Raw genomic sequence first — 13386 nt, 5'->3', positions numbered from 1 at the left:
TTCTCCCTAAATTTTGCTAAGGGGTATATGTAATTAAGTTTGTTGCGAATTCAAAGAGCATACACGAATAAAAATAACACTCATCAATACTGCAATATTCAATAATAAATTCCACTCAGCCATTGATAATTCCAAAACTTTTATTGTCGGTCTGGTACAGGAGGCTACACCTTTATTATATAACATCGTCTTTATATCATTAATAGATAAATGTTCTGGAATTTTGATTGCTGACGAACACAAGCTAGTTGGCTTAAAAATTCCTCGCTCAACACCACTATTATATCCAGCAAGCAGACAGGCTACTAATAATGTTAGCATGACAAAAATTATGCCATATTTACTAATCTTTTTGAAAATTAATGCAACCACCGCTAATTTTATTAATACTAAATATGGTAGTCTTTGGTATAGGCATAATGGACATGGCTCAAGCCCCATTACATATTCTGCATAATAAGCAGTAGCCAAAGCTGTTATTGATATACAAATCAGCATTATAAAAAGCAATCGAAAGCTATTTTTACTAAATATTATACCAAGTGATTTTAAAAAAGTAAAAATTAACATATAGCCTTTATCTCTCAGAGCTTGTCAGATCAGTGGATATTAAGAGAGAAATTTTTAGAAAAAACGAAGTCGAGTACCGCAAGCAGTCTTTTGTTTGTTGCGGAACTTCGCCTGCGTTTTAACGACAAAATTACCTCTTAGATGCACTAATCTGACAGGCTCTCATATTTTATGAATATTGTTACCATAGCCACTCTAAAATACCAGTAACTAAACCAGCAGCTAAACTTCCAGCTATAACCTCTATCGCACGTTTAAGTGCTACCGCTTCAACTAAGCTGGCAGAATTATGTTGCAATCCAGTAACAAGAACTATAACTACCGTGGCAGTAACAAGTTTCCAATTGTTTTTCAAAGAAGAAATAGAATAGTGACATATAAGTGTGGTAATTACAACCCCTACAACTAAACCGATATACCCCGCTCCTATAACTAGTAATATCAAAAAAGCAACAGCTACGCCTATCATTGTTGCAATTATGCGCCATAATACTAATGATAATGCTTTATTTGTTTCAAGCTCTGTACATACTACTCCAGACACTAAAGCCCATGTAATATCTGTAACAGCAAAAATTTTTGCTCCCAGCATAATTAATCCCATAATAATTGCCAATGTAAAAGAATAGCGTAAACCTGCATTATTCCATCTTTTAGATATATTATCCATAACCTGATCATCAAAACTTTACTATAGCCTCTCAACTTAAATTTTATAGCAAGATTACATAGACGCAACAACTATTGAGACGTGAGTATAGCGTAAGAATAACAAATTTTAACATATATATTTATTATTCTTTACTACTAATTTACTGTTTTTTCTATAAAAACTGCTTATTGTAAACATATATTCCTTAGAATAAATTAAAATATATAAGAATCATATGAGTAAAGCACCAACAATTACTAACCACCCTAATGCCTGGCCATTTATAGAAGCGCAAAGAATTCTTGATCATATTGGTAATAAAGTTCCTAAAAAAGGATATGTATTATTTGAAACTGGCTACGGCCCATCAGGATTACCTCATATTGGTACTTTCGGTGAAGTAGCTAGGACAACGATGGTTCGCGCTGCTTTTAAACAATTATCTGAAATCCCGACTAGACTATTTTGCTTTTCTGATGATCTCGATGGGTTACGTAAAGTACCGAGTAACATCCCTAATCCAGAAATGCTTGCCCTACATCTTGGCAAACCACTAACCTCTATTCCTGATCCCTTCAATGAATCGCTCAGTTACGGACATTATATGAATGCCAAGTTACGTTCTTTCCTAGATCGTTTTGGTTTTGAGTATGAATTTTTCAGTAGTACTGAATGCTATAAATCTGGCATGTTTGATCAAATGATGATCAAAGTAATGGAAAAATATGACCAAATTATGGAATTAATGTTACCTACTTTTAGAGAAGAAAGAAAGTCAACTTACTCTCCCTTTATGCCAATTTGTCCTGATACCGGTATTGTACTACAGGTACCAATAGAAAAAGTTGATCTATCAGCAAAAACCATTGCTTATAAGAATGCCGATGGCAAATTTGTTGAAACTTTAGTTACCGGGGGACATTGTAAATTACAATGGAAACCAGATTTTGGCATGCGTTGGGCTGCACTAGCAGTAGATTATGAAATGTATGGCAAAGACCATATGCCTAATGCCGAATTATATTCAGAAATCTGTACTATTTTAGATGGTGTCGCACCAGTGCAGTTCTTTTATGAATTATTTCTCAATGAAACTGGAAGTAAGATTTCCAAATCTAAAGGCAATAGCATCACCGTTGATGAATGGTTAACTTATGCTCCAATTGAAAGCATGGCTTTATTTATGTATCAATCACCATCAAGAGCCAAAAGGTTACATTTTGATGTAATTCCTAAAACTGTTGATGAGTATTTGACTTTTAATCGAAAATATCATCAAGAATCTGATCGACTAAAACAACTGGAAAATCCAGTACATCACATTCATCAAGGCAAGGTACCACAAATTGAAACTTTTGGTATTAGCTTTACACTGCTACTAAATCTTGCTTCAGTATGTAATCCAGATCATAAATCAGTATTATGGGGCTTTATCAGCAAATATGCTAAAGAGGCTAACCCAGAAAGCGCTCCATATTTAGACCATCTAGCAAATTTTGCTGTACATTATTATAATGATTTTATCAAAGCTAATAAAATTTATCTCACTCCAACTCCAGAACATCAAGTCATATTAAAAGAAATTTTAAAAGTACTGGCAGACTTGCAGAGTTCTGTTGAGGCTGAACAAATTCAAGAAAAAATTTATGCAATTGGAACTAATGCTGGTTATCAGAATTTGCGTGATTATTTTAAAGAACTATATCAAATCTTGCTTGGCCAAACTGAAGGCCCACGCCTTGGATCATTCATTAAATTATTTGGTATAGAACAAACTAAACAACTTATTCAAGATAGAATGAAACAATAGTAAAATGCTTTTGCTACCAAATTATGATAATGAACCATATCGTCGTTAGGAAAAAAGACGATATGAACTGTATTACTTAAGTTTTCTCCGTCTGAACTAAGACCACGGTAGTGGTAGAAGCAATCCAGAGAAACATGTAATTCATTTTCTAGATTGCTTTATCACTTGAGTGCGTCTCACAATGACGGTTCATATCATTTCCTTTTCTTAACTGACGATATGGTTCATTGACCACTCTCTTATTTTCCGGGCGCAAACTAAAGCCAAAAAAACTAGCTCACGATAAACCACTAACTAATATCGTGATTAATATTCACTGGTCTACGTACACAAGGATTAATAGCATAAGGGTTATCTGTTTCACCAGAAACGCAAGGGCTTCTTATTTCATATGGCGGACTAGGGGTGCAGGACGATAATAGTTGTAAAATAATACAACTAATTAACAATGAAGTAGTGGTATTCATGCGCTCTCCTTTATCAATCATTTAAGCTATATTATTATCGAATGCTAGCTGATATTGGATTAATTATTCAACGAATTTCTTGATAGATTTCTGATATTACTTAATCTGAGCGGTAATTTTGTCGTTTTAAATTTTGCCATCATATAGTTTATAGCATAAAATATAAAAATATTCTAAAGATTATCTTGTACTCTCTGAGCATTTTATAAATATTATTAATATTTGCTACTAGTCAATTTAAATGTTAAGATAACTATATATAGAGGATTAGTAATCATCCACAAATATCAAGAGGGATTATGACAACTTTAGTAGGCATCCAAAGCAATCTTACAAATGCGGTTAAAGAACTTATTGAGCTAGAATATGAAGCTGTAGAATCTTATGAAACTGCTGTCAGTAAATTAACTCATAATAATGAATGTAAGATGCATCTTATTTCTTTTCTAGAAGATCATAAACGCCATATTAGCGAACTTTCTGCACTTTTAAAACAGCACAATGAAGAACCACCTAAAGAAGCAAGTAAATCCAAACAATGGATTAAAAGTGGTAAAGTGACTGTAGCTAATATTATAGGAGATGAATTTATAATTGCTGCTATGAAAGGTAATGAATTCGATACTAATGTAGCTTATGAACGTATCTATACCAGAGAAGATGGGTGGAAAGATGTATATGAGGTTATTAGACGTGGATTAGAAGATGAAAAGCGTCATAAAAAATGGCTGGAAGAAAGACCGCAAATATTCCACGTACATATATCTGTAGGATAATAATTAAGTGAGCGTTCACGATTCTTTAAAAGTCGTCAAGCTTTGAACAAATCTTTGGTTCGCGTGACAATGCAGTCTTTATCAGCCCTTTGAGCTGATTACTAGTGATTTATATACTTTATTTTAAACTTACATAAAAGAAGCACCTATATAGTGATGATAAATTTTATACCTTCCATTTTTCAGGTAGCCTTATCTTTTTTTCTTCTACCCATCTACGAAACCCCTCTTTATTAATATAGATCTCACTATCTTCTTTTCCTACAAATATTAACTCAGCGTGTCTTTCAGCACTTAATGGCATAACCTCTACTCCTTCCATAGTAAGTAAATAATTACAACTATGAGTAATCTTCTTTATAATTATATCATATGTAAACATAGATTCTGGAGCTGCACAATTAACAAGATTTTGAACAAATTCACCTAGAGAGAGATCATCATTTTCTTCGAATATCTCACGAATAGCTGCATCAAAGTCATATTTAATATCCTCAGCCTCATCTTCTTCTAATACTAAATAATCTTTCTCATTAGTAAGATCATTTATCTGTTGAGAATTTGATAACTTATTGATTTTGTAATCTCTTACATATTTAATAGTTAAAAGGATAGCCGCTACAGTAAAACACAGACTTGATAATATATCAGCATATATAAAATTCATAAGAGCAAATCCTACCCCAAATAAGGTGAAAATAATAGGGTAAAGAGCATTTATACGAATTGCCCAACTAATCATCATCCTTATCTGTTCTATAAAATGTTGAAACATACCATCTTTCTATTTAATATATAATTTTTAAAAATTCGCTTAAAGCCACAAAGGCGAGCAACTCTAGCAGTCACTAGTTTGTTTTGCTGCAAAGCTCTCTCTTGATGGCAACAAAAATTCTTCAGCTAAAACGAGTATATAGCAAACTAAGTTTAATTAGGCATTGCTTACAAAATTTTATGGAGATTATTTATAGTGGTTTTAGGAGAAAATAATAAAGATTTTGCAGGAATAGTAAACTATTTCAAAAAATCTTTATTATTTTGTAAGCAAAAAATACATAAATAATCTCCATAAAATTTTGTAAGCAATGCCTAGTATGAAAAAAGAACAGATGACAAAAAATCAGACGTTCTTGAGCTTTTATGGCATTGCCAAGAATAAGTACAGTAATCGATGAGGTAGTGTTTTTGATGCTGTTGGTAAGCGGCTGTCAGATCAGTGCATCTAAGGAGGTAATTTTGCTCACTCAAAACGCAGGCGAAGTTCCGCAACAAACAAGAGACTGCTTGCAGGTATATCCGACTTCGTTTTTCCTAAAACTTCCTCTCTTATATATACTGATCTGACAGGCTCTAAGTGTTTAGGTTTTAAAGATACTCATAACGTTATTCCTACAAAAACAGGAATGACATCATAGGTACTTAAAAACGTGGGAAACGCTCACAAGTAGATGAATTGCTAAATTACAGAATTAATCCATTCTTCAATAATGTTTTTAGGAAAAGCTCCAGATTTAGTAGCACATTGTTTGCCATTTTTAAAAATAATTAGCGTTGGTATAGAACGAATACCAAGCTCAGAAGGTATAACTGGACTTGTTTCAACATTCATTTTACATATTTTCAATCTACCTTCTAATTCTTTACTTAATGCCTCAATAACTGGTGTAAGCATCTTACACGGACCACACCATTCAGCCCAAAAATCAACTAGTACAGGGACATCAGCTTCTAAAACTTGCTTTTGAAATGAGCTGTCTGTTACTTCATAAACCATGTGCTTAATTCTTTAATTAAAAAATCATTGATTGGTAAAGCAGATAAATTCTAAGATCTTTACCCTTGTTTAGCTTTAAATCTTTTATTTTTTTTGTTGATAACCAGAATCTTACCATTACGCTTTACTACCTGGCAATCTTTATCTCTTTTTTTTAGTGACTTAAGTGAGCTTACAACTTTCATAATTATCCTTGAAACATAATAATAGCTGGCTTAATTAATTTGTATAACTAACCATATTAAATAATAAGTACCATATTTTACTAACCTAGTCAATGTTAAGCTATTGGAATAGCTATAAAGATATCCATATTTCTTCTTTTTATTAATAGAACGATATTTTGTTTTTTATCTGCTTTTGCGCTATCATAATGTTTATGCAATTGCTCAACATTATTAATATATTGTTGATTAATAGCCATTACTATATCTCCTACTCTCAGGCCATAATTTCTTTGATCTTTATCAATATTAGTAATGATAACGCCACTAATCCCTTCTTTTATGGCAAATTTTTTACGTATGGAATCAGTCAGATTGCTAAAAGTTATATGATTTTTTTCTATCGTGTCTAATGAAGAATCTTGTTTATGATTTTTATGGTCAAAATTTGCTAATTTATTACCAATACGATCTACCTCTGTAATCTTCACATGTAAGTTATGTGTTTTTCCACCACGCATTACTACAACTGGTACTTCTTTATCTACTGGTGTTTCTGCTACCAATACTTGTAATTTTCTAGAATTTTTTACTGATTGTCCTGCAAATTCTATAATAATATCACCAGATTTAATACCAGCAATATCTGCTGCTCCTCCTGCTATTACCTCCGCTACTAATGCTCCAGTTGCTTCTTTTAAACCAAGAGCTTCAGCAATATCTGTAGTAATTTCCTGAACAGTAACATCAAGACGACCTCGGCTAATTTTTCCACTTTTCTTTAATTGTTCAATGATTGTTTGGGCAGTATTGGAAGGAATGGAAAAACCAATGCCAATATTAGTACCTGATGGAGAGAAAATAGCAGTATTTACTCCGATAACTTCGCCATCAAGATTAAACATCGGGCCACCAGAATTACCACTATTAATCGCAGCATCAGTCTGAATAAAGTCATCTACTACACCACCGGTATTAATATCAATATCACGTCCTTTCGAGGAAATGATACCAGTAGTTACAGTGCCACCAAGTCCAAAGGGATTACCAATGGCAATAACCCAATCTCCCACTCTGGATTTTGATGAATTACCAAATTTTACATTAGGTAAAGGTTGTTTGCTTTCTACTTTAAGGAGTGCTAGATCTGTTCGTTGATCAGTGCCAATTAGTTTTGCTGGTAATTCAGTGTTATCAATAAGTTTAACATGTATTTCATCGGCATTACTTACCACATGATGATTAGTTACGATAAATCCAGCCTGGTCAATAATAAACCCTGAACCAAGTGAAACTGCTTTAGGATTAGAATATAGCTCTTCAGAATTAAATGGGATATTGAATTGTTCAAAAAAATCATTGAATTGATCAAATGGAAAACCTTCAGGGAATGGAGCTTTTTGTAGATACTGATTTTTCTTATTATATTGTACCGTATAAATATTTACTACTGCTGGCATTAATGGTTCAACAATGTTAGCAAAACTTGGATGAGTTACAACAAATTGTTCTTTTGGCGTAGTGAGAATACTAAGAGGCTCAACTGTTTCTGCTTCTTTTGCAACTTCATCTAGAGGTAGCTTAGCTGGTTGATTCTCACTTTCTCCATTCGAAAGAGGACTAATATAAGTTTGGTTTTTGCCCTTTAGTACAGCCGCTGGTTTTTTCTCATCGACTAAGATAAAGTAACTACTACTAGCCGCGACAGCTGAGAATTGGCTAAAAATTAATAATAAAAATACCAAATATCGAGATAATTGGTTATTAATGTGGACAAATATCATAAAGTTAATAAATCTCCTGATATTATTTACTTATTTAAATTAAGGTATTTAAAAAACTCTGATGACGGTGATAACACGAAAGAAGTATCATCTTTCTTTAATACGTTCCTATACACTGTCATCGAGCGATAAAATTTATAGAATTCAGGGTCTTCAGCATAAGCAAGATTATATATTTTTGCAGCGATTGCATCACCATCTCCTTTGATAATCTGAGATTGCATATAAGATTCAGCTACTAAGATCTTACTTTCTTTATCAGCCTTGGATCTAATTCGCGCAGCTTCTTCTTGCCCCTCAGCTCTAATCTGTTTAGCTTCTTTCTCACGTGCAGTTTGCATTCTTTGATAAATTGCTGCACTATTTTCTTTTGGCAAATCAGCTCTCAGAATTCTAACATCAAGCACATTAAGACCAAAAGTTTTTGCTTCCTGAATTACAATATCTCTAATGTTATGCATTACATTAGAGCGTTCACCTGTTAACAAAGCTGTCAATGGAACTTTACCAATGACCTGACGCATAGATGATTCTAAAATTTTGTTTAATCTAATTCGTACTCCTTGAAAGTCGTGAACGGTTTTATAAAATTTGACGGGATCTATGATAGTAAATTTGGTGAATGCATCAACAATCAATCTTTTACCATCAACAGCAGTTAGTTCTTTAGCTTCCGCTTCTACATGTAAAATTCGTTTATCAAAAAATTCTACATTTTGAATAAAAGGAATCTTAATATTTAGGCCAGGAGCATCAACAGTACGCATAGCTTCACCAAACTGGAAGACTACTGCTACTTGCCGCTGATCAACAGAAAATAAAGAGCCGGCTATAGACAACAAGCTTATAAAAACTCCGATAATTACGTAATAACTTTTATTCATTAATTTATTTCCTCAACTTTGTGGATACCAAACCACTTATTTGTTTATGCAAGAAGCCTATTACTACTTTAAAATTGAATTACTAGGAGATACAGCCATATGAGGAAGCATACCATCAGCACCTATAATTACTTTATTTGGACCTTTAAATATTTCTTCGATAGTTTCCAAATATATCCTATCTTTAGTTAACTGTTTATTATTCATATATTGTTTGTAAATCGCAGTAAATCTCTTACTATCACCTTCGGCTCTTGCGATAATTTCTTGCTTATACCCTTCAGCTTCTTGCAACATTTTTGCAGCTTCACCTCTAGCTTTAGGCAAGATATCATTATTATAAGCCTGAGCCTGATTAATTTCACGTTCTTTATCAGCTTTTGCAGTTTGTACATCTCGATAAGATGCAATAACATCAGCTGGTGGTTCTACTTTTAGCAGCTGAACATTCTCGATACTTACTCCTGCAGTATATTGATCTAAAATTTTTTGTGTTAGCTCAACAATTTTATCCGCTATTTCCAGTTTTTGATTTGATAGTACTGATGCTATAGGAGTATTACCTATAACCTCTCTGATAGCACTTTCTGCTGCTGTTTTTACGGCTTCTTCCGGATTGTAAATATTAAAAATAAATTTTTCTAGATCGTTAATATGCCACATCACATCGCAATTTAACTCGATTATATTTTCATCACCAGTAAGCATAGTACTTTCTGCGGTAACTAGCCTAGTGCTTTCACTATATGATTTTGCTGCATTACCTGATCTATAGCCTATTTCAATTCGACGTGACTGATTTACCTTTTCTTTTATTACCAACTCAAATGGAGAAGGTAAATGATAGTTCAGACCGGGAAAACCTTTTCTGACAAAGCGACCAAACCTTATTACCGCTGCTTCTTCGCCTTCTTTCACTTCATAAACCCCTGAGGCAAGCCAAGCTATCATTAATAAAATTAACCCAATGATAATACTCTTATTATTGAAATTAAATTGGAAATTATTCAAATTAAATTGATTCTTGCGTGGTTGGGTAAAAATATTTTTTTCCTCTTGATAGTCATCCCATGGTGATTTTTTTAGAATTTGTCTTAAAACCATATTAAACATTTTTATTACTGCTATATTGAATTTATTGTTAAATATATAAAACTTATTGGATAATTCAAGTATGAGTAGTTTAAATCAGCAAATTATTATAAAAATTTCTGATATTATATTTCCCAATGGTCAAAAACTATCGGATCTAATGTCTGAGGTTATAATAAAGAATAATAATATAGGTTTTTCTATAGATATTAGCAACCAAGATTTAGCTGAAGCTGAGTTGATACGGCAACAAGCTATCAACAAGTTAAGTAGTATAGCTGAGATTGGTAAAATTACCATTGTATTTACCAAAAATGAACAGCCACAAGCTGTTATTAATCCATCAGCTAAAGCTAGTAAAGTTAAGCTTCTTATTAATAATGTCGGAAAAATAATATTAGTTGCTGCCGGTAAGGGTGGAGTAGGTAAATCTACAATTGCAGCTTTGATAGCTGAGCACTTAACTCGCAAAAAATATGCTGTAGGTATAGTAGACGCTGATATTTATGGACCATCGATCCCACAAATATTTAATGTTAGTGGCGCTCCTAGTATTACAGCAAATAAAATGATGATGCCGTTAAAGTCAAGAGATATACAAATTATGTCGATTGGATTTCTAGTAGCAGAGCGTAGTGCCATTGCTTGGCGTGGGCCAATGGCCAGTAAAGCCATCTATCAGTTATTATCTTCAACATTATGGGATAGACTGGACTATTTGATTGTTGACATGCCTCCTGGTACTGGAGATATTCATCTAGCCATTTTAGAAAATTATCATATTGATGGAGTGGTAATGGTAACTACTCCCCAACAAATATCGAAATTAGATGTACAAAAAGCAATCGATTTATATAAAAAATTTAATCTCAAAATTCTAGGGATTATCGAAAATATGAGTTATTTTATCGACTCTAAAGGTAGAGATATTAAAATCTTTGCTGGTACTAGTGGCTATAATTTAGCTCAGGAATATTCGGTACCATTTATTTGTCAATTACCATTAATGGCTGCGCTGTCTGAAGCTTGCGACCAAGGCACTAGCCTTGCTGATGTTTTAGACTTACCGATAGAACAGTTACTAACCAATTTTGATTAAATTATATATATGCAACAAAGGATTGCTAAAGCCATAAGCAGCGCTGGTGTTTGTTCTCGTCGCCAGGCTGAGTTGCTAATCGCTAAAGCAGTAGTGAAAGTTAATAATGTGCTAGTGACCTCGCCGATAACATTTGTAAATGATGATAGTGTAATCTCTATAAATGACGTGGTAATAGAGCGAGTACATCGACCTAGAATTTGGATATATTATAAACCGGTTTCATTAATTACAACTCATCATGATCCATATGATAGAGATACGGTATTTGATAATCTTAGAGGTTTGCCTAGAGTAATCTCAGTAGGTAGATTGGATTTAAATAGCGAAGGATTACTGTTATTAACTAATAATGGAGCATTAGCCAGAAATCTGGAATTACCATCGACTAAAATGGAACGTGTATATAAAGTACGAGCTTACGGTAACCATGAATTGTTGCAATCATTATCATTTCCAGTTGAGGTTAATGGTACTATCTATAACCCAAAAACAATTAAATTAATACAGCCAGGAGTAAAAAATTCCTGGTTTGAAGTGGTGTTAACTGAAGGTAAGAATCGAGAAATTCGTAAGTTGTTTAATCATTATGGTTTAATGGTGAGTAGATTAATTAGGACTCAATATGGACCTTTTTCATTAGGAGATTTAAAACCAGGTCAGTATCAGGAGCAAACTAGTAAGCTCAAAAGTCTAAACTTTCAAGAAATAAATTTATGATTAAGATTATAGCGGGTAAATATAAAAATTTAAACATACCTATTGCAAGAAATGCAACTTATCGACCATCAACAGGCAAATTTAGAGAAGCAGTATTTAGTATATTAACCTCTGGAAAATTCGTAGATCAACAACATCTACAGCATAGTATGGTATTAGATCTATTTTCTGGCAGTGGCAGTCTTGGACTTGAGGCATTATCCAGAGGAGCCAAGTTTGTTAGTTTTGTTGATATTAACCGTGATTATCTAAAAACTATTGAGCAATTTATAAAAACTATTAGTGCGATTATGGATGCACATGTCCAATTTCTATGCTTGAATGCTCTGCGTTTACCTCAATCTTCTTGTGGCTATGATATAGTTTTTATAGATCCACCATATCATAATAAGTTTACCGGCCAATCGCTAAATTCACTGTTGGCTGGTAATTGGCTAAATGATAAAGCTTTAATAATTATTGAACTAGCCAAAACTGATGATCTTGTTTTACCAAACTTATATAATGTACAGTTAATAATAGAACGTATATACGGTAATAATAAATTATTAGTTTTGCAATTTATTAAATCTTGACTAGTAAGTATTAATTTTGTAAACGTTCAGAGGGAGTTAAAAAAGTCCTCATTGCCAAGAGCTTTTTAAGTCGTATATTGATGTTCAATTTTAAAAACCGTGAACGCTTGTGATTTTGTTAAAAACTAAAGCAATCCTTACGAATCAAATGTTCTCTAAAAGCATATTTATATTCACAGTGAATATAAATTTTTCTCGTCCCAAACGACTTGACAGTGTCTGTTTATTTATCAGCATAACTTGCTATAATGTCTCCATATCAATTTCAAAAAATTTACCCGAGACATCGACTTGCTCTACTTTCCAACCATGTTCATGATAATATGGTATAAGACCGGCTTCAGCACCAAAAAGATGACTTAAATCAACTGCTACTAAAATACCTTCTGGAACTTTGCTTAAATACTCGTTAAGTTGAGGAAACCAATTATTATTTCTCTGGTTAACCGACTCATCATGATCATTTAATATTGTTTCTTTTAAAAGATCACCAACTATATAAGATTTAGCTATCTGCGCATATTGCACCAAATAACCACCTTCCTCAATACATTCCAGCAGTTCAGCAAACTCTTGCAGCCAATCTTTATCCTCAATGGCGAAAGCTTCATTTTGATTTTGTTGTATTGTTTCAAGCCCTATCACTTTTTTTCCAGATTGCCTATATTCTTTAACAATAGTTCCATCTATAGATATGTGGTGTTTTTATTACCATATCATCTGGCAGCAAACTGTAAAACTTTAATATTCCTAGTCCATCACTCAAGTCCAAAACCTTAAATCTCTCCACTGAGCCTGAAATGAATCTGCAATATAACGTTCCTTTACGTATTTCCATAGATTTTGGTAGACAACTAACTCTGTATTAGTGTTTGGCATAATCCCTTTTTCTTTTATTATATAATAATATCCAATTTAGACTAAAATACTTAGTTAAGTATATTGCATTGCAAATTTTTGTCAATTATTATTAATTAATAATAAAGAATTTTAACTAAAGCTAACAAATGCAGATATGA

General features: G+C 32.9%; 15 protein-coding genes. 5 read left to right on the top strand and 10 right to left on the bottom strand.

Features of this window, described 5'->3' with window-relative positions; translation table 11 throughout:
- Window positions 1-33: 33 nt before the first annotated feature.
- Both Trichorick_RS01465 and Trichorick_RS01460 read right to left on the bottom strand, forming a co-directional pair.
- The gene (locus Trichorick_RS01465) at window positions 34-570 is read right to left on the bottom strand and encodes a disulfide bond formation protein B (RefSeq protein ID WP_323738496.1); all 537 of its coding nucleotides are present in this window, start codon (window positions 568-570) and stop codon (window positions 34-36) included.
- A gap of 181 nt (window positions 571-751) precedes the next feature.
- A complete protein-coding gene (locus Trichorick_RS01460; protein WP_323738495.1) occupies window positions 752-1240 on the bottom strand; it encodes an FUSC family protein in 489 nt (162 codons plus the stop codon).
- A gap of 217 nt (window positions 1241-1457) precedes the next feature.
- Between Trichorick_RS01460 and Trichorick_RS01455 the strand changes: the two genes are divergently transcribed.
- A complete protein-coding gene (locus tag Trichorick_RS01455) occupies window positions 1458-3032 on the top strand; it encodes a lysine--tRNA ligase (protein ID WP_323738494.1) in 1575 nt (524 codons plus the stop codon).
- Between the two features lie 290 nt (window positions 3033-3322).
- Here the strand turns inward: Trichorick_RS01455 and Trichorick_RS01450 are convergent, their stop codons facing one another.
- Window positions 3323-3499, bottom strand: a complete 177-nt coding sequence (locus tag Trichorick_RS01450) for a DUF2706 domain-containing protein (protein WP_323738844.1) — start codon at window positions 3497-3499, stop codon at window positions 3323-3325.
- A gap of 299 nt (window positions 3500-3798) precedes the next feature.
- Between Trichorick_RS01450 and Trichorick_RS01445 the strand changes: the two genes are divergently transcribed.
- A complete protein-coding gene (locus Trichorick_RS01445; protein WP_323738493.1) occupies window positions 3799-4275 on the top strand; it encodes a DUF2383 domain-containing protein in 477 nt (158 codons plus the stop codon).
- Window positions 4276-4441: 166 nt separating this feature from the next.
- Here the strand turns inward: Trichorick_RS01445 and Trichorick_RS01440 are convergent, their stop codons facing one another.
- The 6 genes from Trichorick_RS01440 to hflK all read right to left on the bottom strand — a co-directional run bounded on the left by Trichorick_RS01440 (window position 4442) and on the right by hflK (window position 9994).
- A complete protein-coding gene (locus tag Trichorick_RS01440) occupies window positions 4442-5050 on the bottom strand; it encodes a hypothetical protein (protein WP_323738492.1) in 609 nt (202 codons plus the stop codon).
- A 681-nt stretch (window positions 5051-5731) separates the two neighbouring features.
- A complete protein-coding gene (gene trxA / locus Trichorick_RS01435; RefSeq protein WP_323738491.1) occupies window positions 5732-6049 on the bottom strand; it encodes a thioredoxin in 318 nt (105 codons plus the stop codon).
- A 59-nt stretch (window positions 6050-6108) separates the two neighbouring features.
- Window positions 6109-6234, bottom strand: coding sequence for a type B 50S ribosomal protein L36 (gene ykgO / locus Trichorick_RS01430; RefSeq protein WP_316355157.1), 126 nt, complete (start codon window positions 6232-6234; stop codon window positions 6109-6111).
- A 95-nt stretch (window positions 6235-6329) separates the two neighbouring features.
- Window positions 6330-7997: a Do family serine endopeptidase gene (locus tag Trichorick_RS01425; protein ID WP_323738490.1), complete on the bottom strand. Its 1668-nt coding sequence runs from the start codon at window positions 7995-7997 to the stop codon at window positions 6330-6332.
- A 26-nt stretch (window positions 7998-8023) separates the two neighbouring features.
- Window positions 8024-8881 carry a protease modulator HflC gene (hflC, locus tag Trichorick_RS01420; RefSeq protein WP_323738489.1) on the bottom strand — a complete coding sequence of 286 codons (858 nt, stop codon included), beginning with the start codon at window positions 8879-8881 and terminating at the stop codon, window positions 8024-8026.
- 63 nt (window positions 8882-8944) lie between these two features.
- Window positions 8945-9994, bottom strand: coding sequence for an FtsH protease activity modulator HflK (gene hflK, locus Trichorick_RS01415; protein ID WP_323738488.1), 1050 nt, complete (start codon window positions 9992-9994; stop codon window positions 8945-8947).
- A 61-nt stretch (window positions 9995-10055) separates the two neighbouring features.
- Between hflK and Trichorick_RS01410 the strand changes: the two genes are divergently transcribed.
- Genes Trichorick_RS01410 through rsmD form a run of 3 tightly spaced genes read left to right on the top strand, consistent with a single transcriptional unit; the run spans window position 10056 to window position 12367 of the window.
- Entirely contained in the window at window positions 10056-11072 is a 1017-nt protein-coding gene (locus tag Trichorick_RS01410; RefSeq protein WP_323738487.1) for an Mrp/NBP35 family ATP-binding protein, read from the top strand.
- Between the two features lie 9 nt (window positions 11073-11081).
- The gene (locus tag Trichorick_RS01405) at window positions 11082-11792 is read left to right on the top strand and encodes a pseudouridine synthase (protein WP_323738486.1); all 711 of its coding nucleotides are present in this window, start codon (window positions 11082-11084) and stop codon (window positions 11790-11792) included.
- Complete coding sequence (rsmD, locus tag Trichorick_RS01400) at window positions 11789-12367, top strand: 16S rRNA (guanine(966)-N(2))-methyltransferase RsmD (RefSeq protein WP_323738485.1); 579 nt, start codon at window positions 11789-11791, stop codon at window positions 12365-12367. The genes Trichorick_RS01405 and rsmD overlap by 4 nt, the downstream gene beginning before the upstream one ends.
- Before the next feature lie 243 nt (window positions 12368-12610).
- On the opposite strand, the gene Trichorick_RS01395 is transcribed toward rsmD, so the two are convergent.
- On the bottom strand, window positions 12611-13012 hold the full coding sequence (locus Trichorick_RS01395) for a TraB/GumN family protein (RefSeq protein WP_410250252.1): 402 nt from the start codon (window positions 13010-13012) through the stop codon (window positions 12611-12613).
- Window positions 13013-13386 lie beyond the last annotated feature (374 nt).

Origin of the sequence: Candidatus Trichorickettsia mobilis (genome assembly GCF_034366785.1) — a bacterium.
Lineage (GTDB): Bacteria > Pseudomonadota > Alphaproteobacteria > Rickettsiales > Rickettsiaceae > Trichorickettsia > Trichorickettsia mobilis_A.
Note: the sequence above shows the minus strand (reverse complement) of the source record. Positions and strands in the feature narration are given on the sequence as shown.

What these genes read in the sequence shown, in the direction of transcription:
- Trichorick_RS01465 (WP_323738496.1), bottom strand. Translation starts at nt 570, where the DNA reads ATGTTAATTTTTACTTTTTTAAAATCACTTGGTATAATATTTAGTAAA.
- Trichorick_RS01460 (WP_323738495.1), bottom strand. Translation starts at nt 1,240, where the DNA reads ATGGATAATATATCTAAAAGATGGAATAATGCAGGTTTACGCTATTCT.
- Trichorick_RS01455 (WP_323738494.1), top strand. Translation starts at nt 1,458, where the DNA reads ATGAGTAAAGCACCAACAATTACTAACCACCCTAATGCCTGGCCATTT.
- Trichorick_RS01450 (WP_323738844.1), bottom strand. Translation starts at nt 3,499, where the DNA reads ATGAATACCACTACTTCATTGTTAATTAGTTGTATTATTTTACAACTA.
- Trichorick_RS01445 (WP_323738493.1), top strand. Translation starts at nt 3,799, where the DNA reads ATGACAACTTTAGTAGGCATCCAAAGCAATCTTACAAATGCGGTTAAA.
- Trichorick_RS01440 (WP_323738492.1), bottom strand. Translation starts at nt 5,050, where the DNA reads ATGTTTCAACATTTTATAGAACAGATAAGGATGATGATTAGTTGGGCA.
- trxA (WP_323738491.1), bottom strand. Translation starts at nt 6,049, where the DNA reads ATGGTTTATGAAGTAACAGACAGCTCATTTCAAAAGCAAGTTTTAGAA.
- ykgO (WP_316355157.1), bottom strand. Translation starts at nt 6,234, where the DNA reads ATGAAAGTTGTAAGCTCACTTAAGTCACTAAAAAAAAGAGATAAAGAT.
- Trichorick_RS01425 (WP_323738490.1), bottom strand. Translation starts at nt 7,997, where the DNA reads ATGATATTTGTCCACATTAATAACCAATTATCTCGATATTTGGTATTT.
- hflC (WP_323738489.1), bottom strand. Translation starts at nt 8,881, where the DNA reads ATGAATAAAAGTTATTACGTAATTATCGGAGTTTTTATAAGCTTGTTG.
- hflK (WP_323738488.1), bottom strand. Translation starts at nt 9,994, where the DNA reads ATGTTTAATATGGTTTTAAGACAAATTCTAAAAAAATCACCATGGGAT.
- Trichorick_RS01410 (WP_323738487.1), top strand. Translation starts at nt 10,056, where the DNA reads ATGAGTAGTTTAAATCAGCAAATTATTATAAAAATTTCTGATATTATA.
- Trichorick_RS01405 (WP_323738486.1), top strand. Translation starts at nt 11,082, where the DNA reads ATGCAACAAAGGATTGCTAAAGCCATAAGCAGCGCTGGTGTTTGTTCT.
- rsmD (WP_323738485.1), top strand. Translation starts at nt 11,789, where the DNA reads ATGATTAAGATTATAGCGGGTAAATATAAAAATTTAAACATACCTATT.